This is a genomic window from Bradyrhizobium sp. 2S1 (assembly GCF_011516625.5).
GTDB classification, from domain to species: Bacteria; Pseudomonadota; Alphaproteobacteria; order Rhizobiales; family Xanthobacteraceae; genus Bradyrhizobium; species Bradyrhizobium septentrionale.
In genome coordinates, this window is the sequence record NZ_CP147717.1 from 2,514,436 (window position 1) to 2,539,832 (window position 25,397).

At 65.4% G+C, this 25,397-nt stretch carries 23 protein-coding genes and 1 pseudogene; 18 read left to right on the top strand and 6 right to left on the bottom strand.

Annotated features, from left to right (window positions below; all coding sequences use genetic code 11):
* Nucleotides 1-95: 95 nt before the first annotated feature.
* From HAP54_RS11865 to HAP54_RS11900, 8 genes and pseudogenes are all read left to right on the top strand, one after another.
* Nucleotides 96-2,882 (top strand): autotransporter outer membrane beta-barrel domain-containing protein, encoded by a 2,787-nt coding sequence (locus HAP54_RS11865; RefSeq protein ID WP_166300173.1) that lies wholly within the window; start codon nucleotides 96-98, stop codon nucleotides 2,880-2,882.
* Between the two features lie 128 nt (nucleotides 2,883-3,010).
* Entirely contained in the window at nucleotides 3,011-3,625 is a 615-nt protein-coding gene (locus HAP54_RS11870; RefSeq protein ID WP_166300175.1) for a ribonuclease D, read from the top strand.
* Between the two features lie 155 nt (nucleotides 3,626-3,780).
* On the top strand, nucleotides 3,781-4,500 hold the full coding sequence (gene lptC, locus HAP54_RS11875; RefSeq protein ID WP_166300177.1) for an LPS export ABC transporter periplasmic protein LptC: 720 nt from the start codon (nucleotides 3,781-3,783) through the stop codon (nucleotides 4,498-4,500).
* On the top strand, nucleotides 4,497-5,252 hold the full coding sequence (locus HAP54_RS11880) for an LptA/OstA family protein (RefSeq protein ID WP_414646191.1): 756 nt from the start codon (nucleotides 4,497-4,499) through the stop codon (nucleotides 5,250-5,252). The genes lptC and HAP54_RS11880 overlap by 4 nt, the downstream gene beginning before the upstream one ends.
* Nucleotides 5,253-5,275: 23 nt before the next feature.
* Nucleotides 5,276-5,975: pseudogene (locus HAP54_RS11885) on the top strand (LptA/OstA family protein).
* 300 nt (nucleotides 5,976-6,275) lie between these two features.
* Nucleotides 6,276-7,256 carry an LPS export ABC transporter ATP-binding protein gene (gene lptB / locus HAP54_RS11890; RefSeq protein WP_166300181.1) on the top strand — a complete coding sequence of 327 codons (981 nt, stop codon included), beginning with the start codon at nucleotides 6,276-6,278 and terminating at the stop codon, nucleotides 7,254-7,256.
* Between the two features lie 57 nt (nucleotides 7,257-7,313).
* Complete coding sequence (locus HAP54_RS11895; protein ID WP_166202952.1) at nucleotides 7,314-8,648, top strand: IS1182 family transposase; 1,335 nt, start codon at nucleotides 7,314-7,316, stop codon at nucleotides 8,646-8,648.
* A gap of 260 nt (nucleotides 8,649-8,908) precedes the next feature.
* Nucleotides 8,909-10,123: a penicillin-binding protein activator gene (locus tag HAP54_RS11900; RefSeq protein WP_166300183.1), complete on the top strand. Its 1,215-nt coding sequence runs from the start codon at nucleotides 8,909-8,911 to the stop codon at nucleotides 10,121-10,123.
* An 81-nt stretch (nucleotides 10,124-10,204) separates the two neighbouring features.
* On the opposite strand, the gene hemW is transcribed toward HAP54_RS11900, so the two are convergent.
* Genes hemW through rph form a run of 3 tightly spaced genes read right to left on the bottom strand, consistent with a single transcriptional unit; the run spans nucleotide 10,205 to nucleotide 12,709 of the window.
* Nucleotides 10,205-11,362: a radical SAM family heme chaperone HemW gene (gene hemW / locus HAP54_RS11905; protein WP_166300185.1), complete on the bottom strand. Its 1,158-nt coding sequence runs from the start codon at nucleotides 11,360-11,362 to the stop codon at nucleotides 10,205-10,207.
* On the bottom strand, nucleotides 11,349-11,984 hold the full coding sequence (rdgB, locus tag HAP54_RS11910; RefSeq protein WP_166300187.1) for an RdgB/HAM1 family non-canonical purine NTP pyrophosphatase: 636 nt from the start codon (nucleotides 11,982-11,984) through the stop codon (nucleotides 11,349-11,351). Before rdgB ends, hemW begins: the two co-directional genes overlap by 14 nt.
* Before the next feature lie 11 nt (nucleotides 11,985-11,995).
* Nucleotides 11,996-12,709, bottom strand: a complete 714-nt coding sequence (rph, locus tag HAP54_RS11915; protein ID WP_166300189.1) for a ribonuclease PH — start codon at nucleotides 12,707-12,709, stop codon at nucleotides 11,996-11,998.
* A gap of 172 nt (nucleotides 12,710-12,881) precedes the next feature.
* On the opposite strand from rph, the gene hrcA reads away from it, so the two are divergent.
* Both hrcA and grpE read left to right on the top strand, forming a co-directional pair.
* A complete protein-coding gene (hrcA, locus tag HAP54_RS11920; RefSeq protein WP_029081002.1) occupies nucleotides 12,882-13,970 on the top strand; it encodes a heat-inducible transcriptional repressor HrcA in 1,089 nt (362 codons plus the stop codon).
* Nucleotides 13,971-14,132: 162 nt separating this feature from the next.
* On the top strand, nucleotides 14,133-14,738 hold the full coding sequence (gene grpE, locus HAP54_RS11925; protein ID WP_166212907.1) for a nucleotide exchange factor GrpE: 606 nt from the start codon (nucleotides 14,133-14,135) through the stop codon (nucleotides 14,736-14,738).
* Nucleotides 14,739-14,747: 9 nt separating this feature from the next.
* On the opposite strand, the gene pncA is transcribed toward grpE, so the two are convergent.
* Nucleotides 14,748-15,470: a bifunctional nicotinamidase/pyrazinamidase gene (pncA, locus tag HAP54_RS11930; RefSeq protein ID WP_166300191.1), complete on the bottom strand. Its 723-nt coding sequence runs from the start codon at nucleotides 15,468-15,470 to the stop codon at nucleotides 14,748-14,750.
* Nucleotides 15,471-15,567: 97 nt separating this feature from the next.
* Entirely contained in the window at nucleotides 15,568-16,503 is a 936-nt protein-coding gene (locus HAP54_RS11935) for a hypothetical protein (RefSeq protein WP_166300193.1), read from the bottom strand.
* A 612-nt stretch (nucleotides 16,504-17,115) separates the two neighbouring features.
* Between HAP54_RS11935 and dnaK the strand changes: the two genes are divergently transcribed.
* From dnaK to HAP54_RS11975, 8 genes are all read left to right on the top strand, one after another.
* Nucleotides 17,116-19,017 carry a molecular chaperone DnaK gene (dnaK, locus tag HAP54_RS11940; protein ID WP_029081006.1) on the top strand — a complete coding sequence of 634 codons (1,902 nt, stop codon included), beginning with the start codon at nucleotides 17,116-17,118 and terminating at the stop codon, nucleotides 19,015-19,017.
* Nucleotides 19,018-19,163: 146 nt separating this feature from the next.
* Nucleotides 19,164-20,294, top strand: a complete 1,131-nt coding sequence (dnaJ, locus tag HAP54_RS11945) for a molecular chaperone DnaJ (protein WP_166300195.1) — start codon at nucleotides 19,164-19,166, stop codon at nucleotides 20,292-20,294.
* A 95-nt stretch (nucleotides 20,295-20,389) separates the two neighbouring features.
* The gene (locus HAP54_RS11950; protein WP_029081008.1) at nucleotides 20,390-20,992 is read left to right on the top strand and encodes a class I SAM-dependent methyltransferase; all 603 of its coding nucleotides are present in this window, start codon (nucleotides 20,390-20,392) and stop codon (nucleotides 20,990-20,992) included.
* Between the two features lie 51 nt (nucleotides 20,993-21,043).
* On the top strand, nucleotides 21,044-21,622 hold the full coding sequence (locus tag HAP54_RS11955; RefSeq protein WP_166300197.1) for an NADPH-dependent FMN reductase: 579 nt from the start codon (nucleotides 21,044-21,046) through the stop codon (nucleotides 21,620-21,622).
* 6 nt (nucleotides 21,623-21,628) lie between these two features.
* Nucleotides 21,629-22,339 (top strand): orotidine-5'-phosphate decarboxylase, encoded by a 711-nt coding sequence (gene pyrF / locus HAP54_RS11960; RefSeq protein ID WP_166300199.1) that lies wholly within the window; start codon nucleotides 21,629-21,631, stop codon nucleotides 22,337-22,339.
* A 22-nt stretch (nucleotides 22,340-22,361) separates the two neighbouring features.
* Nucleotides 22,362-22,658 (top strand): DUF1330 domain-containing protein, encoded by a 297-nt coding sequence (locus HAP54_RS11965; protein ID WP_166300201.1) that lies wholly within the window; start codon nucleotides 22,362-22,364, stop codon nucleotides 22,656-22,658.
* A 132-nt stretch (nucleotides 22,659-22,790) separates the two neighbouring features.
* On the top strand, nucleotides 22,791-23,603 hold the full coding sequence (gene dapB, locus HAP54_RS11970; protein WP_166300203.1) for a 4-hydroxy-tetrahydrodipicolinate reductase: 813 nt from the start codon (nucleotides 22,791-22,793) through the stop codon (nucleotides 23,601-23,603).
* A gap of 46 nt (nucleotides 23,604-23,649) precedes the next feature.
* Entirely contained in the window at nucleotides 23,650-24,273 is a 624-nt protein-coding gene (locus HAP54_RS11975; RefSeq protein ID WP_166300205.1) for a 2,3-bisphosphoglycerate-dependent phosphoglycerate mutase, read from the top strand.
* 201 nt (nucleotides 24,274-24,474) lie between these two features.
* Here the strand turns inward: HAP54_RS11975 and HAP54_RS11980 are convergent, their stop codons facing one another.
* A complete protein-coding gene (locus HAP54_RS11980) occupies nucleotides 24,475-25,371 on the bottom strand; it encodes a methylated-DNA--[protein]-cysteine S-methyltransferase (RefSeq protein ID WP_166307752.1) in 897 nt (298 codons plus the stop codon).
* Nucleotides 25,372-25,397: the final 26 nt, after the last annotated feature.

Below are 25,397 nucleotides of genomic sequence, written 5' to 3' on the forward strand. Positions count from 1 at the left end.
TGAACGGAGTGATCAGCCGACGCTGAGAGCGGGGCAGGGGGTAGCAGGGGGCGCGAGGCCGGGGGCTCGGGTTCGCGCCGGTATTGGAGAAGGGCATGGTTTCATCGCGGCTAGCGACGATTCTGTCGTGCACTCTGGGTGGCGGCTGTCTTCTATCCGTCTCGCAGGCGTTCGCCGCCTGCGACAGTTTCGCGCCGGTGAGCGGTCAGACGGTGACCTGCTCGACCGCTGCGCCGAATCCCTCGGCCGTCGGCGTGCAGGCTGCAGCCGGCAGCTCGAACGTCACCGTGAACGTGCTGCCGGGCGCCGGCATCACGCCGGGCGCCGGAGCGACCGCGATCGGCCTTGTCGCGGGCAGCGCCGCCACCAACAACGGCACGCTGTCCATCAGCGACGGCGGCACCGGAATCTTTGGCAGCGGCAACGGCAATGTCTTCACCAACGGTGCGTCCGGTGTGATCGCGACCACAGGTGCCGGCAGCAACGCGATCGCCGCCAGCAGCAATGGCAACACGCTGATCAACAACGGCACCATCACGACGCAGAACGGCACCTCGCGCGGGCTTGCCATCACCGGCCTGACGCAACACAACAACAATACGCTGATCAATACCGGCACGATCACGACCCAGGGGCCGCAGTCGCACGGCCTCTATGTGCAGACCGGCGACAGCAACAGCTTCACCAACAGCGGCACCGTCACCACGGCGGGCGCAGGCGCGCGCGCGATCTTCTCCGCCGGACAGTTCGCAAACATGACCAACACCGGCACGCTGCTGACGACCGGCGGCGATGCCGGCGGCACCGCCAACAACACCGTTTTCATGCAAGGCAATGCCGGCGTGCTGCGCAACAGCGGCACCATCGAGGCGCGCGGCGTCAATGCCGACGGCGTGTTCTCCAACACCGCGGGATCGTCATTCACCGCCCGCATCGAGAATCTCGCCGGCGGCCGGATCATTAGCCAGTCGGGGCCCGCGATCCGCACGCTCAACGGCGCCACCACCATCGTCAATGCCGGCCTGATCGCCGGCAACAGCGGCACGGCGCTCGCGGGCGGCGGCGGTGCGGTGACGATGATCCTGCAAACCGGCTCGCAGATCGTTGGCCTCGCGGATGGCGGCGGCGGCAACAACCAGGTGCGGCTGCAGGGCAGCGGCACGGTGAACAACCCGTTCACGCGATTCCAGACGCTGACGATGGAAGGTGCCGACTGGACCTGGGCCGGCACCGGCACCTTCGCCAACACCTTCATCAACAGCGGCTCGCTGACGCTGCAGACGTCGCTGACCGGCAATGTGACGATTGCATCAGGCACCAGCCTGCTGGCCGGCAACGGCGCCAATCCGTCGATCACGCCGTTTCCGGGCGGACCGCCTGTTACCGTCACCAATGCCGGCGTCATCAACCTGACCAATGGCGGCGCCACCGCTGCGAACAGTCTCACGATCGCGGGCAACTATGTCGGCAATGGCGGCGGGCTCTTTCTGCGCACCGTGCTCGGTGGCGACGGTTCGCCGTCGGATCGTCTCGTCATCTCCGGCGGCAATGCGTCGGGCTCGACTGCCGTCACCGTCAGCAATGCCGGCGGCGCGGGCGCGCTCACCACCGCCGACGGAATCATGGTGGTGCAGGCCGTCAATGGCGGCACCACGGCGGCAGGCGCATTCGGTCTGACCAACGCCGTGGTGGCGGGTGCGCACGAATATCTCCTGTTCCGTGGCGGCGTGTCCGCGGGCAGCGCCGACAATTGGTATCTGCGCTCAACGTTGTTGCCCGGCACGGCTGCGCCTGCGCCGCGGCTTGCGCCTCCGCCTCCGCCGCCGCCGCCGGCATCGCCCGATGTGGTCCCGCCGCCATCGACGCCGCTCGCACCCGAGGTGTCGGCGCTGACGCCGCCGCCGGCGGGCGCAGCGCCAGTCGAGCTCTATCGCGAGGAAGCCTCGGTCTATTCGGCGCTGCCGCAGGTCGCGCAGAAGCTCGGGCTTGCGACGCTCGGCACCTTCCATCAGCGCCAGGGCGATCAGGCCCTGCTGACCGGCAGCGGCGAGCAGCCGGCAGCGTGGGCGCGCGCCTATGGCTCGCACAGCTCGCAGGGCTGGGCCGGTACGGTCAGCCCCTCGTTCGACGGCACCATGGCCGGCGTGCAGGTCGGCGTCGACATCCTGCGCTTTCAGTCCGCGCCCGATCACCATGATCGCGCCGGCTTCTTCTATGCCTATGGCTGGGCCAGCGGCACCGTTAACGGTTTTGCGCTCGGCTTGAATGATGTCCGCACCGGCACGCTCTCGATCGACAGCCAGAATGTCGGCGGCTACTGGACCCATATCGGGCCCTCGGGCTGGTATGTCGACGCCGTTCTGATGGGCAGCTTCTACGGTGCAAGTCCGCAATCGGATCGCCAGGTCGGCGCGCGTGTGTCGGGCACCGGCGTCGCGGCGTCGCTGGAAGCAGGGGTACCGATCCCACTGAATCGGTTTGTCGCGATCGAGCCGCAGGCGCAGCTGATCTGGCAACGCCAATCGTTCGACAGCTTCAACGACATGTTCTCCAGCGTCGCACTCGGCAGCGCCGATACGCTGACTGGCCGGCTCGGGGTCCGCGTTCCCGCGACCTTCACGGTTGGCACCGCCGAACTGCGTCCCTATCTCGAGGCCAATCTCTGGCACACCGCCGCGAACGACCGCAGCATCGCCTTCGCCACGACAGACCTGATCGGCGTGCAAAGCCGCGGCACCGCGGTCGAGATCGGCGCCGGCGTCTCCGCGCAGCTCAATCGCGCGGTCAGCGCCTATGCGAGCGCGGGCTATACGACCTCGGTGGACTCGATGCATCGCGAGGACATCACCGGCCGGTTCGGGCTGCGCGTCAGCTGGCAGTAGCGGTGCGCTGGCGTCGGACGGTGTGGGGCAGCAAGCCATTGTCTCCGCTGCACAATGGCGCTACACCGTGAACCAACTGTGCCAGCGATAGCCTGTCCCGACAGCGATTCGACGAGGTTTTTGACAGCATGACCATCCGCCTGCATCGCGGCGACCTGCCCGATCTGTCCCGCTACACCGATTCGGTGGCGATCGACACCGAGACCATGGGACTGCATCCGCATCGTGACCGGCTCTGCGTGGTGCAGATGTCGAACGGCGACGGCACCGCCGACGTGATCCAGATTCCGAAGGGACACACCGATTCGCCGAACCTGAAGGCGCTGCTCGCCAATCCCAAGATCACCAAGATTTTCCATTTCGCGCGGTTCGACGTCGCGGTGCTCTACAACACTTTCGGCGTGATGCCGGCGCCGGTCTATTGCACCAAGATCGCCTCGCGCCTGTCGCGCACCTACACCGACCGCCACGGCCTGAAGGATCTGGTGCGCGAGGTGCTGAACGTCGAATTGTCGAAGCAGCAGCAGTCGAGCGACTGGGGCGCGCAAAGCCTGAGCGAGGCCCAGCTCGCCTACGCCGCCTCCGACGTGCTGCACCTGCACGCGCTACGCGACAAGCTCGATGTCATGCTGGCGCGCGAGGGACGGACGGATCTCGCCAGGGCCTGCTTCGAATTCCTGCCGACGCGCGCCAGGCTCGATCTCGACGGCTGGGAGGCCGAGGACATTTTCGCCCATTCATAATGGGCGCCGAATTCGTCGCAGCAGGGGCGATTCCGCCCCGTTTCGGCCAAACTGTTCACGCGTGGTCCCCCAGCGGGGGCGCGACGCCGGGTCCGGGCTGCATATTTGGGCGGCTCCGGCTAGAATAGGGGCGATTTCGCGCCTCTGGAGCTCAGGTGAATTCGGTTCAGAATCCAGCCTATGTCACGGGCCTCGAGGCGCGCTTTGCCGCCGCCGCGCGGCACAGCCGTATGGTGCGGATCCTGCGCATCGCGGTGCCGGCGGTGGTCGGGCTGTCGATGGCCTCGATCATCTCGATCTCGGTGTTCAATCCATTCCACGACGTGATCCCCAAGCTGCCGCTCGAGATGGACAACCTCGTGGTGTCGGGCACCAAGATCACGATGGAATCGCCGCATATCGCCGGCTTCTCGGCCGACGGGCGGCCCTATGAGATGTGGGCCAAGGCGGCGATCCAGGACGTCACCGATCCCGACCATGTCGAGCTGAAGACCATCCGCGCCAAGGTGGCGCAGCAGGATCAGTCGACGGTGACGATGGATGCGCGCACCGGCTTCTTCGACAACAAGAAGCAATTGCTCGACCTGCGCCAGGATATCTTCCTGCAATCGTCCACCGGCTATGAGGCGAAGCTGACGCAGGCCTTCGTCGACATCAACAAGGGCAATGTGTCGTCGGACGAGCATGTCGACGTCAAGCTGCTCGAGGGCACGCTGACCTCCGATCGCCTGCGGATCTACAACAGCGGCGAGCTGGTGCGGTTCGAAGGCAATGTCGTGATGAATCTGGACAAGCTCGGCGACAACAACCCGCCTGCCGAGCCCGCGCCGCCTCCTCCGCCGCCGAAGGCGCGCAAATCCGCCAACACGAAATGATTTTGATGATGAGACGTTTTCCGCACGGCATCGCAATGGCGGCCTCTCTGCTCGCGCTGTTCGCAGTGAGTCATGCGTCCGCGCAGGGCACGATGACCGGCGTTCCCAACGCCATGCAGGGCTTTTCGCAGAACCGCGACCAGCCGATCCAGATCGAGGCGGCGTCGCTCGAAATGCGCGACAAGAAGAAGGAGGCGACCTTCGCCGGCAATGTGAAGGTCGTGCAGGGCGACACCACCATGACCTCGAAGATCCTGGTCGTGTTCTACGAGGATAAGTCGACCCAGGCGCCGGCACCTGCGCCGGCCGGCAAGGCCGCGGCCGCCAAGGGTGCTGCGCCGATGCAGTCGGCCACGCCCGGCCCCGGCGGCGCGTCCTCGATCAAGCGGTTGGAGGCGAAGGGCGATGTCGTCGTGACCCAGAAGGACCAGGTCGTCACTGGCGAGACCGCGATCTTCGACACCAAGACCAATCTGATCACCATGCTCGGCGGCGCCGGCGGCCAGGTGGTACTGACCCAGTGCCAGAACGTGCTGCGCGGCGACCGTCTGCTGGTCGACATGACCACCGGCGTCTCGCGGGTGGAATCCAGCAGCGGCAAGGTGCAGGGCCTGTTCATCCAGTCTCAGGGCGGCCAGAGCGGCAAGGGAGGCTGCGCAACGCCGCCCGCCCCTGGCGCAGCCCCTGCCGCCGCTCCTGCTGCCCCAGCGGCGCCGTCGCCGCTTCAGCTCATCCCGGGCAAGCCAAAATAGGCGCCGGTGGCGCGAGGATCGTCATGCCGATGCTGCTTTCGCGTGCCGCAATCGTCGCCGTCCTCACTCTGATGGCGTCCGACACCGCGCGCGGACAGGGCACTGCGTCGGTGCCCAATGCCATGCAGGGCTTCGCGCAGAACCGCAACCAGCCGGTCAAGATCGAGGCGGCCTTGCTCGAAATGCGTGACAAGAAGAAGGAGGCGACTTTCTCCGGCAATGTGAAGGTCGTGCAGGGCGACACCACCATGACCTCGAAGATCCTGGTCGTGTTCTACGAGGATAAATCGACCCAGCCGCCGGCGACTGCCACGGGGTCACCCGCGGCCAAGGGGGCGCCCAAGGATCCTGCGGTGCAACCGGCGACGCCCCGCCGGCGCGTCCTCGATCAAGCGGCTGGAGGCAAAGGGCGACGTCGTCGTGACCCAGAAGGATCAGGTCGTCACCGGCACGACCGCGATCTTCGACACCAAGACCAATTTGATCACCATGCTCGGCGGCAGCGGCAGCCAGGTGGTGCTGACCCAGTGCCAGAACGTGGTGCGCGGCGATCGCCTGCTTGTGGACATGACGACCGGCGTCTCGCGCGTGGAATCCGACACCGGCAGGGTGCAGGCCATGGTCGCTCAGGGACAAGACTGCGGCGGCGCGCCGGCGCCCGTAAGCCCCCCCGTCAGCTTCCGCCAAGCCACCAAAATCAAGATAAATCAATGCATTAGATAATATTTTGCGGCCGCGAGGTTGAAGCGCGCGGGGTGAGGCTGTATCTACTGCAGCGGTCCGGCCGAACGATGCGCCTTGGGGGCGCATGTTGGCCGGTCAGGGGCATCCATTCATTCAAGGCGCGGGTGATCGCGCCTTGCCGTGTTGTTTGAGCATGATCTCCGCGCAAACGCGTCCGCTGTTGTCGCGAGGGGAGGCCGGAATCCAGATTTCCGGATCATGCTTGCGCCTTCGCGTGCGAATCGATTGGTCCGCAGGCAAAGTCGCGGGATTACCGTGAAAGGCTGAAGCGAAGCGGGGATGGTGGATTTTCTCGGCATGTTCCGGCGGCGCCCTGCGAAACGCAGCACCGGATTTGCGCGCTCGCATGACGACATCACGGCGCTCGGCGATTCCTTCGGCGAGATGCTGACGTCACCGGTGCGCGACGCGCCGCCGATGGCGCGCGCCGCCCCCGTTCCCGACGTCGAGTTGCCGCGATCGCAGCCCGCTGCAGCGCCGGCGCGTGCGCGGCCCGCGAGGAACAGCGCTCCGGCTGCGCCGCAGCTGATCAAGCGGCCGGGCTATCTGGCTGTGCATAGCGTGGAAAAGAGTTTTGGCAGCCGGCAGGTCGTGCGCGGCGTCAGCATCTATGTGCGCCGCGGCGAAGCGGTCGGCCTGCTCGGGCCCAACGGCGCCGGCAAGACCACCGTGTTCTACATGATCACCGGCCTGATCAAGGCCGATCGCGGCGCGATCGAGCTCGATGGCCACGACGTCACCAAGCTGCCGATGTATCAGCGCGCGCGCCTCGGCATCGGCTATCTGCCGCAGGAAGCCTCGATCTTCCGCGGCCTCTCGGTCGAGCAGAACATCCGTGCCGTGCTCGAGGTCGTCGAGCCCTCGAAGAAGAAGCGCGAGCATGAGCTCGATTCGCTGCTCGACGAATTCAACATCACGCGGCTGCGCAAAAGCCCGTCGATCGCGCTGTCCGGCGGCGAGCGCCGCCGTGTCGAGATCGCGCGCGCGCTGGCGACACGCCCGAACTACATGCTGCTCGACGAGCCGTTCGCCGGCATCGACCCGATCGCGGTCGGCGACATCCAGGATCTCGTCCGCCATCTCACCAACCGCGGCATCGGCGTCCTCATCACTGACCACAATGTCCGCGAGACGCTCGGCCTGACCGACCGCGCCTACATCGTCTATGCCGGTGAGATCTTGACTGAGGGAAGCCCGGAGGAGATCGTTAATGATCCCGATGTACGTCGGCTTTACCTTGGCGAGGAATTCCGTCTCTAGGAGCTTGTCTGGATAGTCGCTGTTCAAATCTGGTCGGGTCTGATTCAACATTGGGCGATGAGCAAGTATTTTCGGCCTTGGAACATCGATCAGACGCTGCTTCTGCCGCCGAATGTGCAGGACTTCGTGCCGAAAGGCCATGTCTCGCGGTTTATGGTTGATCTGGTGCGGGAGAGCCTCGATCTCAGGGAGATCATGGGCAGCTATGTGAGCGGGCTTGGGCAGCCGCCGTTTGATCCGCGGATGATGGTGGCGCTGCTGCTGCATAGCTATGCGAGTGGGCTGTATTCGTCGCGTCGGATTGCCAAGGCCTGCCGGGAGCGGAACGATTTTGTGATGATCGTGGCGCTGGATGCGCCGGATTTTCGGACGATCAGCGACTTTCGCAAGCGACATTTGAAGGCGCTCGGCGCGCTATTCGTGCAGGTTCTGAAGTTGTGCGAGACGGCCGGGCTGGTCAAGCTCGGTCATGTCGCGCTGGATGGTACGAAGATCAAGGCGAACGCGTCGAAACACAAGGCGATGAGTTATGAGCGCATGAAGAAGCGCGAGGCGGAATTGAAGGCCGAGGTCGCTCGCATGCTGGCGGCCGCCGAGGCGGCGGATGCCTCGGAGGATGAGACTTTCGGCAACAGCGACGAACTGCCGGACTGGACCGTCGACAAGCAGAAACGGCTGGCGAAGATCCAGCAAGCGATGGCGGCGCTGGAAGCGGACGCCAAACTGGCGGCGGAGGAAGAGCGCCGCATCGAGGCCGAAAAGGAACAGCAGCGCCAGGCCGAAGGCCGCAAGAAGCCGGGCAAACCGGCGGCGCTGCCATCGGAGGAACCCAATCCCAAGGCGCAACGCAACTTCACCGATCCGGAAAGCCGCATCATGAAGTCGAAGGATGGCTTCGTTCAGGCCTATAATGCCCAGGCGGCCGTCGATGCACATGCCCAGATCATTGTCGCGCAAGAACTGACCCAGCACGGCAGCGATCAGGGCCAGTTGGTGCCCCTGATCGAGGCCATCGAGAGCAATCTTGGCCGCAAGCCGCGGCAGGCCTCAGCGGATTCCGGCTACTGCAGCGAAGCCAATCTCGAAGCGCTCGACACACGCAGCATCGATGGCTATGTCGCGCCCGGACGCGCCAAGCACCCGACAGTAGCGAACGGAAAAGTCGGCGGCCCGCTGACACAGGCCATGCGAAAGAAGATCGACGATGGCGGCTTCGAAACACCCTACCGATTGCGAAAGCAAGTGGTGGAGCCGGTGTTCGGGCAGATCAAACAGGCAAGAGGCTTCCGCCAGTTCCTGTTGCGGGGCATCGAGAAAGTGCGCGCCGAGTGGACAATGATCTGCACCGTCCATAACCTCCTCAAGCTGTTCAACCTCGCAAACGCAGCCTGAGCCTGCTACTCTACAACAAATGCCCGTCACGAAAACATATCTGGACGGGCTCCTAGTGGGATGGCAGCGCTTGCGCCACACCCGCAGGGGTGTTGCTTGAAGGTCGCTGCGCCGGAAATGTGGGCCGCGGCAACGGCGCCGCGGGGCCATAATCCTTTTGTTCCGGTTAACTATTCGCCGACAATATGCCTGAATCCACCCGCCTCATCAGAGCCGGATGGAGTCCTGGCCGATCATGGTCGGCCAAGAGAAGAGAGACGATGGAAGGCCCGCATCACCACAAGTCCCCGCCGTCGGGCACGACCCGGCGGACCGCGCTTGGTCTTATCGTGGGCGCGCCGCTGCTGTCGGCCTGCTCCGGTATCCAGCAAAGCCTGAGCCAGTTCTCCAGTCCGTTCGGCGGCGGCCAGGAGGCGGGACCCGCCGGCCCGCAGCAACAGCCGCAAGCGGTCGGTACCGGGCAAGTCAAGATCGGGCTGATCCTGCCGCTGTCGGCATCCGGCAATGCCGGGCTCGCCGCGCAGTCGATGCGGAACGCCGCCGAAATGGCGCTGGCGGAATTTCAGAACCCGAACATTCAGCTGCTGATCAAGGACGATGGCGGCAGTTCGCAAGGCGCGGCGCAGGGCACCCAGCAGGCGCTGTCGGAAGGGGCCGAGATCATTCTGGGACCGCTGTTCGCGGGCTCCGTGCCGGCCACGGCGCAACTCACGCGGCCGCGCGGAACGTCGGTGATCGCGTTCTCCACCGATTCAAGCGTGGCCGGACGCGGCGTCTATCTCTTGAGCTTCCTGCCGGAGTCCGACATCAATCGGATCGTCGATTATTCCGCCGGGATCGGTAAGCGCTCATTCGCCGCGATGGTGCCCGACAACGCCTATGGCAATGTGGTCGAGGCCGCGTTCAAGCAGGCGGTCGGCCGCAAGAACGGCCGCGTCGTCGCGTTCGAGAAATACGGCGCCGATCGCGCAACGCCGGCACGGACCGTGGCGCAGGCGCTTGGCCAGGCCGACGCGCTGCTGATTGCCGACGATGGCGATTCGGTCGTCGCGACCGCCGATGCGCTGACCGCGGCCGGCGCCAATCTGCGCAACATCCAGCTGCTCGGCACCGGGCTGTGGGACAATCCGCGGGTGTTCGCGAGCCCCGTGCTGCAGGGCGGCCTCTACGCCGCGCCAGACCCGTCCGGCTTCCGCAGCTTCGCCGGCCGCTACCGCGCCAAATATGGCGGCGAGCCGGTGCGGACCGCGACGCTGGCCTATGATGCCGTCGCGCTGATGGCGGCGCTGGCGCGCACCCAAGGCGCACAGCGCTTCGCGCCGGAGACGCTGACCAATCCATCCGGCTTTGCCGGCATCGACGGCCTGTTCCGCTTCCGCTCCGACGGCACCAATGAACGCGGCCTTGCGGTCATGAAGGTGGCGTCCGGCGGCGGCACACCGGTTGCGGGGTCGCCGAAGAGTTTTGGGGCTTAGGCGGGCAAGCTGCCTTGTCGAGCGCCGGAACCCGCCAGCTACTTTGCATGGGGTTGTTTTCGATATTTTGGCAGCGTGCACCTAGGCGGCGAGATCCGCGACGACGGCGTCGAGCACCGGGAATCCTGACTTCGTCACGCGCAGCCGTCCGTCGGCGTCGACGGCGATCGCGCCTTCCTCGCGCAGCATTGTGATCCGCTGCGGGTCGAGCTGGCGGCCGGACAGTGCCGCATAGCGCTTGGGGTCGATGCCCTCGGCAAGCCGCAGCCCCATCAGCAAAAATTCGTCGGCACGCTCTTCGCTGTTGAGGCTGTCATCGGTGACGACGCCGTGGCCGCGTTCCTCGACATTCAACAGCCAGGCCTCGGGGCGCCGCTCGGTCGCGGTCGCGTGCCTGACGCCATCGATGTCGAGCCGGCCATGCGCACCGGGGCCGATGCCGGCATATTCCTCACCGCGCCAGTAGACGAGGTTGTGCTTGCACTCCGCCCCAGTGCGGGCGTGATTGGAGATCTCGTAGGCCGGCAATCCCTCGCGGGCGCAGACCTCCTGCGTCACGTCGTAGAGCGCGCGCGCGGTCGCTTCATCCGGCGTCTGCAATTTGCCGGCGGCATGCAGCCCGAAGAACGGCGTGCCTTCCTCGATCGTGAGCTGATAGAGCGACAGATGCTCGGCGGCTTCCGAGATCGCCTGCTTCAACTCGCTCGCCCACATCTGCGGCGTCTGGTCGGGCCGCGCATAGATCAGATCGAACGAGTAACGGTCGAACGCGCTTCGCGCGATCGCAACCGCGTCGAGCGCTTCGCGCGCGGTGTGCAGGCGGCCCAATGCCTTCAGCGATGCGTCATCAAGTGCCTGCACGCCGAGCGAGACGCGATTGACGCCGGCCGCGCGATAGCCGCGAAAGCGCGTCGCCTCGACGCTGGTCGGGTTGGCTTCGAGCGTGACCTCGACGTCGCGCGCCACCGACCAGTGCTTACCGATGGCGTCGAGCACGGCGCCGACGGTCTGCGGCTGCATCAGTGACGGCGTGCCGCCGCCGAGGAAGATCGAGGTGACCTCGCGCCCCGGCACCCGCGCGGCCGTGGTCTCGATCTCGCGGGCGAAGGCGCGCACGAAGCGCTCCTCGTCGACGGGCGCATGCCGCACGTGGCTGTTGAAATCGCAATACGGGCATTTCGACAGGCAGAACGGCCAGTGCACGTAGACGCCAAAGGCTTTCCGTTCAGCGTGGCTCAAGGCAAATCTCCGCGAGCTTCACGAAGGCGCGGGCGCGATGCGACAGGCCAAGCCCGAGCGGCGGCAGGCCGTGCTTCTCGATGCTGGTCATCTCGCCGAAGGTCCGCGTATGGCCGTCGGGCAGGAAGGCCGGATCATAGCCGAAGCCGGCGGTGCCGCGTGGCGGCCAAACCAGGGTTCCGTCGGCGCGGGCCTCGACCTCCTCGAGGTGATCATCGGGCCACGCCACGCACAGGGCGGAGACGAAATGCGCACTTCGCCGGTCCGGCGCGGTGGCGCCGCGCTCCTGCAGCAAACGTTCGATCCGCGTCATCGCCGCCATGAAATCCTTGCCTTCGCCGGCCCAGCGCGCCGAATAGATCCCGGGTGCGCCGTCGAGCGCGTCGACCACGAGGCCGGAATCGTCCGCGAAAGCCGGCAGTCCGGTCGCTTTCGCCGCGGCGATCGCCTTGATCGCCGCATTGGCGCGAAAACTGTCACCGGTCTCCTCGGGCTCGGCGAGGCCGAGCTCGCCGGCCGACACCGCCTCCACGCCATGCGGCGCCAGCAGTTCCCGCATCTCGGCGAGCTTGCCGGGATTATGGGTGGCGATGACGAGCCTTCCGGTGATTCGGCGATGCATGACCAATCTGACTACGCCACCGCGATCTTTTGCAAGTCGACCAGACGCGCGACACCTTTGCGCGCCAGCGCCATCAGCGCCAGAAACTCGTCCTGCGAGAACGGCGTCTTCTCGGCGGTGCCCTGCACCTCGATGATGCGGCCGTCGCCGGTCATGACGAAATTGGCGTCGGTGTCGGCCTCGGAGTCCTCGGCATAGTCGAGGTCGAGGACCGGCGTGCCCTGGTAGATGCCGCAGGAGATCGCCGCCACATTGTCGCGCAACACGTTGGTCTTCAGCATGTTGCGGGCCTTCATCCAGTTGATGCAGTCGGCCAGCGCCACCCAGGCACCGGTGATCGAGGCGGTGCGGGTGCCGCCATCGGCCTGGATGACGTCGCAATCGACCGTGATCTGGCGCTCGCCGAGCGCCTCCAGATCGACGGCCGCGCGCAGCGAACGGCCGATCAGCCGCTGGATCTCGACCGTGCGGCCGCCCTGCTTGCCGGCGGAGGCCTCGCGGCGGGTGCGTTCCAGGGTGGCGCGCGGCAGCATGCCGTATTCGGCGGTCACCCAGCCGCGGCCCTGGCCCTTCAGCCAGGGCGGCAGCCGCTCTTCCAGCGTGGCGGTCACCAGCACATGGGTGTCGCCGAACTTCACCATGCAGGAACCCTCGGCATATTTGACGACGCCGCGTTCCAGCGACACGGGACGCAGTTCATCGGGCGCACGGCGGCTTGGCCGCATGAAATCCTCCAAAAATCCGAGATATATGGCTGGGCGTGCTTGTAGGAGGGGGAACGGGCAGCGGCAAGGGTTTTCGGCCCCGGGTTGGCCCGGTCCCCGGGGGGGCTGAATGCATGCTTGTCACCGGCCTCCGGGAGCGACAAATTAGGCGGCAATTGTGAGGGACTGGCGTGTGACTCATCACGATCCGATTGGCCTGATCGCACCGCATGCGGGGCTCGCCCAGCTCAACGAGCGATCGCGCGATATTTTTCGTCAAATCGTCGAAAGCTATCTTGCGACCGGTGAGCCGGTCGGCTCGCGCAACATCTCGCGCCTGATCGCATTACCGTTGTCGCCGGCCTCGGTCCGCAACGTGATGTCGGACCTCGAGCAGCTCGGCCTGATCTATGCGCCGCACACCTCGGCGGGCCGGCTGCCGACCGAACTCGGCCTGCGTTTCTTCGTCGACGCCCTGATGCAGGTCGGCGACCTCACCGAGGCCGAGCGGCAATCGATCCAGACCCAGCTTGCCGCGGTCGGCCGTGCGCAATCCGTCGAGGCCGCGCTTGGCGAAGCGCTGACGCAACTGTCGGGGCTGACCCGTGCCGCGGCGGTGGTGCTGACGCAAAAGTCGAATGCGCGGCTGAAGCACATCGAATTCGTGCGGCTGGAGCCGGAGAAGGCGCTGGTCGTGCTGGTCGGCGAAGACGGCCAGGTCGAAAACCGGGTGCTGGCGCTGCCGCCGGGCGTTCCATCGTCGGCGCTGACCGAAGCGACCAATTTCCTCAATGCGCGGATCCGTGGCCGGACGCTGGCCGAAGCGCGGCTCGAGCTCGAGACGGCATTGACGCAAAACCGCGCCGAGCTCGATCAGCTCACGCAAAAGGTGGTCGCGGCCGGCATCGCGAGCTGGTCCGGCGGCGCGAACGAGGACCGCCAGCTGATCGTGCGCGGCCACGCCAATCTGCTCGAGGATCTGCATGCGCTCGACGACCTCGAGCGCATCAAGTCGCTGTTCGACGATCTCGAGACCAAGCGCGGCGTGATCGATCTGCTCGGCCGCGCCGAACGCGGCGAGGGCGTGCGGATTTTCATCGGTTCGGAGAACAAGCTGTTCTCGCTGTCGGGTTCCTCCACCATCATCGCGCCATACGGCGACGCCCAGGGCCGGATCGTCGGCGTGCTCGGCGTGATCGGACCGACGCGGCTGAACTATGCGCGGGTAATCCCGACGGTGGATTATGCCGCGCGCATCGTCAGCAAGATGCTGGGCGGCTGATCGGAGCGAAATTCGGTTTCATTTGACGGGTTTCTTGACGCGAAGTGGAGGTGCGCTGGCCCTAACCGGTATGTTGCGCTTGATTTTCGCCGCTCAAAGCACGATATCCCGGGCAGCAATCCCCAAGATTTGAACCGACGCGAGTTTTCGAGAAGGCAAGCCATGACCGATCCGAACCGGGCCAATGACAACACCGAGAATTCGGCGCCGACGGGTGAACCCGTGGTCTCGAAGCCCTACATCATGCCTGACGATCCCGAGGTGGGATCGGCTGAAGCGCTGACCAAGGAACTCGCCGAGGCGCGCGACCGGACGCTGCGCACGCTGGCCGAGATGGAGAACCTCCGTCAGCGCACCCGCCGCGAGGTTGCCGACGCCAAGACCTATGGCATCACCGGCTTTGCCCGCGACGTGCTCGACATCGCCGACAATCTGCAGCGCGCGCTCGACGCCGTGCCGGCCGAGACCAAGGAAGCCGCCGATCCCGGCCTGAAGGCGCTGCTCGAAGGCGTCGAGCTGACTGAGCGCTCGCTGCTCAACACGCTGGAAAAGAACGGTGTCAAGAAGTTCGACCCGATCGGCGAGAAGTTCGATCCGAACTTCCAGCAGGCGATGTTCGAGGTGCCTGATCCGTCGGTGCCGTCGGGCACCGTGGTGCAGGTCGTGCAAGCCGGCTACATGATCGGCGAGCGCATCCTGCGTCCGGCACTGGTCGGCGTCTCCAAGGGCGGCGCCAAGGCCGCCCCAAGCGCCGACATCACCGCCTGATCCAATGTCTTAGGCGATATCCGACGACTGGATGCGCTTGACGCCGGCCTTGTCCATATCGGCCCAGGCCTTGGCCAGCGATCCCTGGGTGTCGATGCCGCGGCAGGCATCCTCCACCACATAGGTTTCGAAGTCGGCCTTGCGCGCATCGAGCGCGGTCCAGGCCACGCAGAAATCGGTGGCGAGCCCGGCGACGAACACGCGATTGATCTTGCGCGCCGTCAGATAGGCGCCAAGCCCGGTGGTGGTCTTGCCGTCGGCTTCGGTGAAGGCGGAGTAGCTGTCGACGTCCTTGTGAAAACCCTTGCGGATGATCAGCTCGGCCTGCGGAATCGCAAGTTCCTTCGACAGCGCGGCGCCGTCGGTGCCTTGGACGCAGTGGTCGGGCCACAGCACCTGCTTGCCATAGGCGAGGTCGATGGTCTCGAACGGTTTCTTGCCGGCATGGACCGAGGCAAAGGAGACGTGACCGGGCGTGTGCCAGTCCTGCGTCATCACCACATTGGCAAAGCTCTTGGCGATCTTGTTGATCACCGGCACCACCTGCTCGCCGTCCTTCACCGCGAGGCTGCCGCCGGGCAGGAAGCAGTTCTGCACGTCGATCACGAGCAGCGCGGAGCCATCGTGGGGCTTGATCGCGGCGGCCCAGAGATTCCTGGGAACCAGCGTCGCAAGCGCCATCGTGCCAAGGATCGTGCCAAGGCCTGCAACAATCCGTCGTCGATCCAACATCGCGCCCTCCTCGCTTTGTGTGATTATCGCGCGAGGAGGCTAGTTCCGTTCGTGGAGCTGCGAAAGCCCGATTTTTCGGAGGGCTTTACGAAAGGGATCAGCCGCGCGGCTGGATGCCGTCGCGCACCGCGCGGAAGCGCGGGAAGGCCTTCTCCCAATCGGTGCGCGGCGAGCTGCCGATGATGCGCATCGAGGTTTGCGCGCCGAACCGCAGCCACTGCACGATGGTCACCGGGGTGTTGTCCTTGCCGCTGACGGCGTCGATCCGGGTCTCGAAGCCGGGCTGGCCGTCGATCCGGATCGGCTCGGACATGGTGATCCGCCCGTCGCGCACGCCGGGGATCGTGGTCGCGATCTGCTGAGCGAAGCGGCCGCGATCATCGGGTGTGGCCGGGGCCGAGCCGATGATGCCAAGCAGCAAGAAGGGCTTGGTCTCGAGGGCCTTCTCGTCGCCGTCGGCCATCAGCAGTGCCGCGCCCGGCGCCAGCATGCGGATATTCTTGAAACCGCTGAGCTCGGTGACCTTGAACGGCATCATGCCGAGCTGCTCGTCGACCGGCACCTCGTTGCGGATCTGGGCGGTGGCGAACATCTGCCGCACGGCGTCGTCGGTGTAGATCTTGCTCGCGTTCTCCGGCACCTGCACCGCGACATAGCCGGAGAAGGTCGGTCCGGGCAGGATCATGGAATAGCGCCGCACATTGCTGGCGCCGTCGCGCCCACTCTCCACGGTGTAGTAGGCGAGGCCGGCCGGCGTCTCGAGGCTCTGGGGCTTGATATTCCCGGTGCCGGCGGGATTGGCCTTGAACGCGCTCACGACCTCCGCGTAGGCGTCCGCGGGCAGGTCGGCGATCAGGACCTTCACGCCCTGGTCCTCAGTCTCGAAGCCGATGAACGACTTGGCCCGGTTGAGGCCCACCAGCGGCTTCATCCCCACATGCGCGCCGGGCGGAAACACCACGTCGGCGGCGAAGCCACGACAGGTGGCAGCAATCAGCAAGGCAACCGCAACAAGAACTCGAAAAGGCGTCATGGGGGATCTACCGGTTTTGCTTGGTGGCCGCGCAACGGGCCCGGTGCAGGGCTGGGTGGCCTCTTTCAGTCGGACCGCTTTTAGCGGTTTTGATGACCCTGCAACAGGCCGCCAAATCTCCGCTCCGGGCCCGCGAGCCCGATTCCATGGGCTTTTCGCCCTGATTGGCTGGCACTTTTGAGCTTCCCGACGTGTCCACGAGCCCACCGCCTGCGGCCGCCCAGCGGCCAAACAGCGCGCCTCGGCCCGTGCGCCGCTCTCGCATACGACGTTTGTGAGCGTTCACTCAACAGCGGTGACGCCGCGCGGCGGACGTTGGCGCCCTAAATCATTGCCGATTTGTTAACTTGGCTTGGGCCTGTCTCGGGGCGTGGCTTGGGCTCGTTATGGACTTGCTTCGGGCCGGAACTGGCGCCGCAGTCGGGCTGACACAATCTTTCAAACGTCAGTCTTTTCAGGCCTCAACGTTGCGTCCAGTCCTTGCGGGCAGGACCCTCTCTCCTATATCAGGCTCACCGTCGCAATATCGCGAGTATGTGAACGTCTGGGGGTTCGGTACGGAGCGCCGTCAGGGCCCAACCAACCTGCCGCAACAAAGAGGATATCAAAACCATGGGTAAGGTCATTGGGATCGACCTCGGCACCACGAATTCGTGCGTCGCCGTAATGGATGGCAAAAACGCCAAGGTGATCGAGAACGCGGAAGGCATGCGGACGACGCCGTCGATCGTTGCCTTCACTGACGATGGCGAGCGCCTCGTCGGCCAGCCGGCGAAGCGCCAGGCGGTGACCAATCCCGAGCGTACGTTCTTTGCGGTGAAGCGCCTCATCGGCCGCCGCTATGACGACCCGATGGTCGAGAAGGACAAGAAGCTCGTTCCCTACAAGATCGTCAAGGCATCGAACGGCGACGCCTGGGTCGAAGCCGATGGCAAGACCTATTCGCCCTCGCAGGTCTCGGCCTTCATCCTGCAGAAGATGAAGGAGACCGCTGAGGCGCATCTCGGCCAGAAGGTCGAGCAGGCCGTCATCACCGTTCCCGCTTATTTCAACGACGCACAGCGTCAGGCCACCAAGGATGCCGGCAAGATCGCCGGCCTTGAAGTGCTGCGCATCATCAACGAGCCGACCGCTGCCGCGCTCGCCTACGGTCTCGACAAGTCGAAGACCGGCACGATCGCCGTGTACGACCTCGGCGGCGGCACCTTCGACGTCTCGATCCTCGAGATCGGCGATGGCGTGTTCGAGGTGAAGTCGACCAACGGCGACACCTTCCTCGGTGGTGAAGACTTCGACATGCGCCTTGTTGGTTATCTGGCCGACGAGTTCCAGAAGGAGCAGGGCATCAACCTGCGCAACGACAAGCTCGCTCTGCAGCGCCTGAAGGAAGCCGCTGAAAAGGCTAAGATCGAGCTGTCGTCGACCACGCAGACCGAAATCAACCTACCGTTCATCACGGCTGACCAGACCGGTCCGAAGCATCTGACGATGAAGCTGACCCGCGCCAAGTTCGAGGCGCTGGTGGCCGACCTCGTCGAGAAGACCATCGAGCCGTGCCGCAAGGCGCTGAAGGATGCCGGCCTGACCGCCGGCGAGATCGGCGAAGTGGTGCTGGTCGGCGGCATGACCCGCATGCCGAAGATTCAGGAAGTCGTGAAGCAGTTCTTCGGCAAGGAGCCGCACAAGGGCGTCAACCCCGACGAAGTCGTCGCGATCGGCGCTGCGATCCAGGCCGGCGTGCTCCAGGGCGACGTCAAGGACGTGCTGCTGCTCGACGTGACCCCGCTGTCGCTGGGCATCGAGACGCTGGGCGGCGTGTTCACCCGCATCATCGACCGCAACACCACGATCCCGACCAAGAAGAGCCAGGTGTTCTCGACGGCCGAAGACAATCAGGGCGCCGTTACCATCCGCGTCTTCCAGGGCGAGCGTGAAATGGCGGCCGACAACAAGATGCTCGGCCAGTTCGACCTGATGGGCATTCCGCCGGCTCCGCGCGGCATGCCGCAGATCGAGGTGACCTTCGACATCGACGCCAACGGCATCGTCAACGTCTCGGCCAAGGACAAGGCGACCGGCAAGGAACAGCAGATCCGGATCCAGGCATCCGGCGGTCTGTCCGAAGCCGACATCGACAAGATGGTCAAGGACGCCGAGGCCAATGCGGCCGAGGACAAGAAGCGCCGCGAGGCCGTCGACGCCAAGAACCATGCCGACGGCCTGGTTCATTCGACCGAGAAGGCTTTGGCCGAGCACGGCTCGAAGATCCCGGACACCGACCGCCGCGCGATCGAAGACGCCGTCAGCGATCTCAAGGAAGCGCTGAAGGGCGACGACGCCGAGGCAATCAAGGCCAAGACCAACACGCTGGCGCAGGCTTCGATGAAGCTCGGCGAGGCTATGTACAAGCAGCAGGCCGAGGCCGATGCGGCCAAGGACGCTGCCAAGGATGACGTCGTCGACGCGGAGTTCACCGAGGTCGACGACGACAAGAACAACAAGAAATCTGCTTAAGCGGGTTTGAGATGATGACCCTCACGCCAAAGAGCACGCGACGCGTCTCGGAGGAGTGGGGGTCATTTTTCTTTAAGGCGATCGCTGCATCTTCCAGACAGGCGCAATCCTTGGCTATGGCGATGAACTCTGGACGGAATTGAAGGATGTCGACCAAGCGCTGCTATTACGAGACCCTCGAGGTCGAGCGGAACGCGGACGAGACCAAGCTGAAAACGGCTTTCCGCAAGCTCGCGATGAAGTGGCATCCGGACAAGAATCCGGGCGACTCCAGCAGCGAGGTCCGGTTCAAGGAAATCAACGAAGCCTATGAGGTGCTGAAGGACGGCGACAAGCGCGCCGCCTATGACCGCTTCGGCCATGCCGCGTTCGAGCAGGGCATGGGCGGCGGCGGTCCCGGCTTCGGCGCCGGCTTCGCCTCGTCCTTCTCCGACATTTTCGAGGACCTGTTCGGCATGGCCGGGCAGCGCCGCAGCGGCGGCCGCGAGCGCGGCGCCGATCTGCGCTACAACATGGAGATCACGCTCGAGGACGCCTTCCAGGGCAAGACCGCGCAGATCGAGATCCCGGTCTCGGTCACCTGCGAATCCTGCTCGGGCACCGGCGCCAAGGCTGGCACCAAGCCGAAGACCTGCTCGCATTGTGGTGGTGCCGGCCGTATCCGGCAGGCCCAAGGCTTCTTCACGCTGGAGCGGACCTGCCCCGGCTGCCAGGGCCGCGGTCAGATGATCGAGGACGCCTGCACCTCCTGCGCCGGTTCCGGCCGGGTGACGCGCGACCGCGCGCTGTCGGTCAACATCCCCCCGGGAGTCGAGGATGGCACCCGCATTCGTCTCGCCGGCGAAGGCGAGGCCGGTGTCCGCGGTGGCCCGCCCGGCGACCTCTACATCTTCCTGTCGCTGACCACGCACCAGTTCTTCCAGCGCGATGGCGCCGACCTGCACTGCCGCGTGCCGATCTCGATGGTGACTGCAGCACTCGGCGGCGAGTTCGAGGTGCCGACCATCGACAAGGGCAAGACCAAGGTGAAGGTGCCCTCCGGCACCCAGTCGGGCCGGCGATTCCGCATCGCATCAAAGGGTATGCCGGTGCTGCGCTCGCGCCAGACCGGCGATATGTATGTCCAGGTCGTGGTCGAAACGCCGCAGAATCTGACGAAGAAGCAGCAGGAATTGCTGATGGAGTTCGAAAAGCTGTCGTCCGGTGCAACCCAGCCGGAGGCAGCGGGTTTCTTCTCTAAGGTCAAGGACTTCTTCGGAAACCGCACCACCCAGTAGTTGTCGTTGCGCTTGACCGTAACGGCTTCGATCTATACGTCTTTATGACCGTTTTCTGACAACCGCTCGATTGTGCGGTCCCGCCTGGTAGCGACATGCCCCTGCAATCGTCCGTGCGTGCGTCGAAGAAGCCCCTCCGTCTCGACGACGAGGTTCGTTTTCTCCGTTCATGGATCGAGAAGCCGCTGCATATGGGCGCAGTGATGCCGTCAGGACGGCTGCTCGCTCGCACCATGGCGCAATATGTCGATCCTGACGCGGAAGGTCCGGTGGTCGAGCTTGGACCCGGCACCGGGGCGATCACCAACGCGCTGATCGAGCATGGCGTCGATCAAAAGCGGCTCGTGCTGGTCGAATACAATCCCGGTTTCTGCGCATTGCTGCGTGAACGCTATCCGCAGGCCAGGGTGGTCCAGGGTGACGCCTACAGGCTTCGCGATACGCTGTGGGAGGTGCTGAAGTCTCCTGCCTCCGCCATGGTCTCCGGCCTGCCGCTGGTCACCAAGCCGATGCTGACCCGCCTCAGGCTGGTCCGCGACGCCTTCCTGGCGCTTGCCCCCGGTGCGCCCTTCGTGCAGTTCACCTATTCGGTGGTGCCCCCGATTCCGAAGTCGCTGCCCGGCGTGTCCACAGAGGCGTCCGAGCGGATCTGGATGAACCTTCCGCCCGCGCGGGTCTGGGTGTATCGCAAGGGCTGATCGCCCTGCGGTGTCGCGCTGGGCGGCGCGCGCCCTAACCGCGATTTCGAAATGTCCGCGCTGAAAATCCTCGTGATCCCGGGATCGCTTCGATCCGGCTCGCTCAATACGAAGCTCGCTGCCGTGCTGGCGCAGGAGCTCGCGCAGCTGGGGGCCGACGTCACGCGCATCTCGCTCGGCGATTTTCCGCTGCCGATCTATGACGGCGGCCTGCAGGCGAAATCGGGCGTGCCGCAGCACGCGGTCAATTTGAAGCGGATGATCGGCGCCCATCATGGCGTCCTGATCGTGACGCCGGAATACAATTCCTCGGTGCCGGCGCTGGTGAAGAACACGATCGACTGGGTGAGCCGCGTGCAGGATCCGCACGAGGCCCGCGGCCAGGTGTTCCATGGCCGCGCCTTCGCGATCGCAGCGGCATCCGGCAACCGGCTCGGCGGCACGCGCGCGCTGGCGGCGCTGCGCCTGATCCTGTCGGCGTGCCACGCGACCGTGATCCCGAGCCAGCTCGCGCTGTCATTCGCCGAGCAGGCCTATGACGATATGGATCATCTGAAGCACCAGGCCGACATCGACGCGATGCGTGCGCTGGTGCGGCAGCTGGTCGACCATTCCCAACGCATGATGTGAGGTGACATGCAGCCAGCCAAGATCGCTCCAAGAGACCGGTTGATTGCGGCGCTCGATCTGCCGTCCGTCGCTAGCGCCGAGGCGATGATCGACAGGCTCGGCGACAGCGTCACCTTCTACAAGATCGGTTATCAGCTCGGTTATGCCGGCGGCCTCACGCTCGCGAAGCAGCTCGCAGGCAGCGGCAAGAAGGTGTTTCTCGACCTCAAGCTGCACGACATAGGCAATACCGTCGCGCGCGGGGTCGAAAGCGTCGCCGGTCTCGGCGCGACCTTCCTCACCGTGCATGCCTATCCGCAGACCATGAAGGCGGCAGTCGAGGCACGCGCCGGCTCTACCCTGAAGATCCTCGCGGTGACGGTGCTGACCTCCTACGATGACAACGATCTTCAGGCCGCGGGCTACGGCCTCAGCGTCTCCGATCTCGTCGAAGCGCGCGCCAGGCAGGCGCAGGCGCTCGGTGTCGACGGCCTTGTCAGCTCGCCCGAGGAAGCCGCAGCCTTGCGCAAGATCGTGGGCGATCAGATGAACCTGGTGACGCCGGGCATCCGCCCCGCGGGCTCCGCGACCGGCGACCAGAAGCGCATCATGACCCCGGCCCGTGCGATCGCCGCCGGCGCCGACTATCTGGTGGTCGGGCGTCCGGTGATGGAAGCCGCCGATCCGAAGGCCGCAGCCGAAGCCATTCACGCCGAAATCGCCGAGGCGCTCGCCTGAACAACAACGAGGGAGAACAGAGATGGCGAAGGGATACTGGATTGGACGCGTCGACGTTCACAATGAGGAGGGCTACAAGCCCTACATGGCGGCCAACCCGGCGATCTTCCAGAAATTCGGCGGCAAGTTCATTGTTCGCGGCGGCAAGTTCACCGGCGTCGAGGGCCAGAGCCGCTCGCGCAACGTCGTGATCGAATTCCCGGACTATCAGACCGCGCTCGCCTGCTACAACTCGCCGGAATACCAGACCAACCTCAAGGTGCGGCAGCCGCATTCGATCGCCGACCTCATCATCATCGAGGGGCACGACAGCCCGTAGCCCGGACACCAGGCCGCCGGTTCGATTGCCGGGAACAGCCGTGGGATTCGTCCGTTGGAGCCATGATATCGGCCCGGAAAAGCGGTTTCCCCTTTTCCGGATCATGCTTTATACGGCCTGCAGAGGTGAGCCATGGCTGACATGCGTCTGATTGTTGCGGGAGCCGGCGGCCGGATGGGCCGCACGCTGACGCGGGTGATTTCCGAAACCCCGGGGGCGGTGCTGGTCGGCGCGCTGGAAGCGCCGGGCTCGGAGCTGCTCGGCAAGGACGCCGGCGTGCTCGCCGGCCTTCCCGCCAATGGCGTCGCGCTGTCGGCCGATCTGTGGTCGATGTCGGCGGGCGCCGACGGCATCCTGGATTTCACCGTACCGGCCGCGACCATCGCCAATGTCGCGATCGCGGCCGAGCGCGGCCTCGTCCACGTCATCGGCACCACCGGCATGTCGCAGTCCGACGATGCGGTGATCCGGAGCGTCACCGACCGCGCCATCGTGGTGAAGTCGGGCAATATGAGCCTCGGCGTCAATCTGCTCGCCGCGCTGGTCAAGCGTGTCGCGCAGTCGCTCGACCAGAGCTTTGACATCGAAATTCTCGAGCTGCATCACAAGTCCAAGATCGACGCGCCGTCGGGCACCGCCCTGATGCTCGGCGAGGCGGCCGCTGCCGGACGCAAGATCGCGCTCGATCAGCATTCGGCGCGCGGCCGCGATGGCCTGACCGGCGCGCGGCGTGCGGGCGATATCGGCTTTGCCTCGTTGCGCGGGGGCACCGCGGCCGGCGATCACAGCGTGATCTTTGCCGGTCCGTCGGAGCGCATCACGCTGTCGCATCATGCCGAGGACCGCGCGCTGTTCGCGCAGGGCGCGCTGAAGGCGGCGCTGTGGGCGCATGGCAAGAAGCCCGGCATGTACTCGATGGCCGACGTGCTCGGGTTGAGCGACTGAGATCGCCCGACGAGATGAAATCCAGCTAAGCGAAACGGAATCTGAAATGAGTGATCGCCTTCTTGTGCTCGTTCGTCACGGTCAGAGCGAATGGAATCTGAAGAACCTGTTCACCGGGTGGAAGGACCCTGATCTCACCGAGCAGGGCATCGCCGAGGCCAAGGACGCCGGCCGCAAGCTGAAGGCGCAGGACCTGTCGTTCGATGTCGCCTTCACGTCCGATCTGACGCGCGCGCAGCACACGCTGAAGCTGATGCTCGCGGAGATCGGCCAGACCGGATTGCCGACCACGAAGAATCTGGCGCTCAACGAGCGCGACTATGGCGATCTCTCCGGCCTCAACAAGGACGACGCCCGCAAGAAGTGGGGCGAGGACCAGGTCCTGATCTGGCGCCGTTCCTACGACGTGCCGCCGCCTGGCGGCGAAAGCCTGAAGGACACGCTGGCGCGCACGCTGCCCTACTACGTGCAGGAGATCCTGCCCGGCGTGCTGCGCGGCCAGCGCACGCTGATCGCCGCCCACGGCAATTCGCTGCGCGCGCTGATCATGGTGCTGGAGAAGCTGACGCCGGAGCAGATCCTCAAGCGCGAACTCGCGACCGGCGCTCCGGTGGTCTATCGGCTCAATGCCGATTCCACCGTTGCGTCCAAGGTCGATCTGGCGGGGTAGGCGAGGCGATCACTCCGCTCAACCCGTCTCCTGAGGTGCGAGCGGAGCGAGCCTCGAAGGATGCACGGCCACCAGCCGGGCCGTCGACCCTTCGAGACGCGCTTCGCGCTCCTCAGGGTGACGGTGTGAGGCTGGAAGCCTGGCTTAAGGAAGTCAGCCGTAAGATGGGTTTCGGCTCGCTCTACCCATCCTACAATCAGGCTAATGCAACCCGACCTGGCCGGCTTCCCAGCCGAGCATCGCCTGCTTGCGGGTGATGCCCCAGTGATAGCCGGTCAGCGCGCCGCTCTTGCCGAGTGCGCGATGGCACGGCACCACGAACGACACCGGATTGCGGCCGACCGCGGCGCCGACCGCGCGCGAGGCCTTCGGGTTGCTGATCTTGCAGGCGATGTCGGAATAGCTCACCGCGCGCCCCATCGGCACCTTGAGCAGCGTTTCCCACACCCGCACCTCGAAGTCGGTGCCGATCAGGACCACGCGCAGGGGCTGGTCCGCCCGCCACAACCTTGTATCGAACACGCGCTGCGCCAGTGCCGTGGTGCCGCCGGTGTCCTCGACAAAGGTCGCGCTCGGCCAGCGTCGCTTCATGTCGGCGAATGCAGTCTGCTCATCGCCGGGGTCGGCGAAGGCAAGTCCCGCGAGCCCGCGATCGGTTGCGATCACGATCGCGGTGCCAAACGGCGAGGGGTGGAAGCCGTAGCGCAGCGTCATGCCGCCGCCGCCGGTCTTCCATTCGCCTGGCGACATCGCCTCATGCGTGACGAACAGATCGTGCAGCCGTCCCGGTCCTGAGAGACCCGAGTCGAGCGCCGCGTCGAGCACGCTGGCGGAATCGCGCAGCAGGTTCTTGGCGTGATCCAGGGTCAGCGCCTGCATGAAGCCCTTCGGCGTGAGCCCGGCCCAGCGGCGGAACAGATGATGGAGTTCATCCGGCGTGACGGCGGCGGCATCGGCCATCGCTTCGATGGTCGGCTGCGCGCGCCAGTGCTCCGAGATGAACGCGATGGCGCGCCGCACCGAATCATAGTCGCGCAGCGCGGCGTTCTGGGGGCCCGGCTTGGCCAGGCGCTGGTCATGTATGGCGAGTGTCATCATGGTGTCTGATTTAGGAGCCATGGCGC

Coding starts and splice junctions, on each gene's coding strand:
- HAP54_RS11865 (WP_166300173.1), top strand. CDS start 96: ATGGTTTCATCGCGGCTAGCGACGATTCTGTCGTGCACTCTGGGTGGC.
- HAP54_RS11870 (WP_166300175.1), top strand. CDS start 3,011: ATGACCATCCGCCTGCATCGCGGCGACCTGCCCGATCTGTCCCGCTAC.
- HAP54_RS11880 (WP_414646191.1), top strand. CDS start 4,497: ATGATTTTGATGATGAGACGTTTTCCGCACGGCATCGCAATGGCGGCC.
- lptB (WP_166300181.1), top strand. CDS start 6,276: ATGGTGGATTTTCTCGGCATGTTCCGGCGGCGCCCTGCGAAACGCAGC.
- HAP54_RS11895 (WP_166202952.1), top strand. CDS start 7,314: ATGAGCAAGTATTTTCGGCCTTGGAACATCGATCAGACGCTGCTTCTG.
- HAP54_RS11900 (WP_166300183.1), top strand. CDS start 8,909: ATGGAAGGCCCGCATCACCACAAGTCCCCGCCGTCGGGCACGACCCGG.
- rdgB (WP_166300187.1), bottom strand. CDS start 11,984: ATGCATCGCCGAATCACCGGAAGGCTCGTCATCGCCACCCATAATCCC.
- rph (WP_166300189.1), bottom strand. CDS start 12,709: ATGCGGCCAAGCCGCCGTGCGCCCGATGAACTGCGTCCCGTGTCGCTG.
- grpE (WP_166212907.1), top strand. CDS start 14,133: ATGACCGATCCGAACCGGGCCAATGACAACACCGAGAATTCGGCGCCG.
- pncA (WP_166300191.1), bottom strand. CDS start 15,470: ATGTTGGATCGACGACGGATTGTTGCAGGCCTTGGCACGATCCTTGGC.
- HAP54_RS11935 (WP_166300193.1), bottom strand. CDS start 16,503: ATGACGCCTTTTCGAGTTCTTGTTGCGGTTGCCTTGCTGATTGCTGCC.
- dnaK (WP_029081006.1), top strand. CDS start 17,116: ATGGGTAAGGTCATTGGGATCGACCTCGGCACCACGAATTCGTGCGTC.
- dnaJ (WP_166300195.1), top strand. CDS start 19,164: ATGTCGACCAAGCGCTGCTATTACGAGACCCTCGAGGTCGAGCGGAAC.
- HAP54_RS11950 (WP_029081008.1), top strand. CDS start 20,390: ATGCCCCTGCAATCGTCCGTGCGTGCGTCGAAGAAGCCCCTCCGTCTC.
- HAP54_RS11955 (WP_166300197.1), top strand. CDS start 21,044: ATGTCCGCGCTGAAAATCCTCGTGATCCCGGGATCGCTTCGATCCGGC.
- pyrF (WP_166300199.1), top strand. CDS start 21,629: ATGCAGCCAGCCAAGATCGCTCCAAGAGACCGGTTGATTGCGGCGCTC.
- HAP54_RS11965 (WP_166300201.1), top strand. CDS start 22,362: ATGGCGAAGGGATACTGGATTGGACGCGTCGACGTTCACAATGAGGAG.
- dapB (WP_166300203.1), top strand. CDS start 22,791: ATGGCTGACATGCGTCTGATTGTTGCGGGAGCCGGCGGCCGGATGGGC.
- HAP54_RS11975 (WP_166300205.1), top strand. CDS start 23,650: ATGAGTGATCGCCTTCTTGTGCTCGTTCGTCACGGTCAGAGCGAATGG.
- HAP54_RS11980 (WP_166307752.1), bottom strand. CDS start 25,371: ATGATGACACTCGCCATACATGACCAGCGCCTGGCCAAGCCGGGCCCC.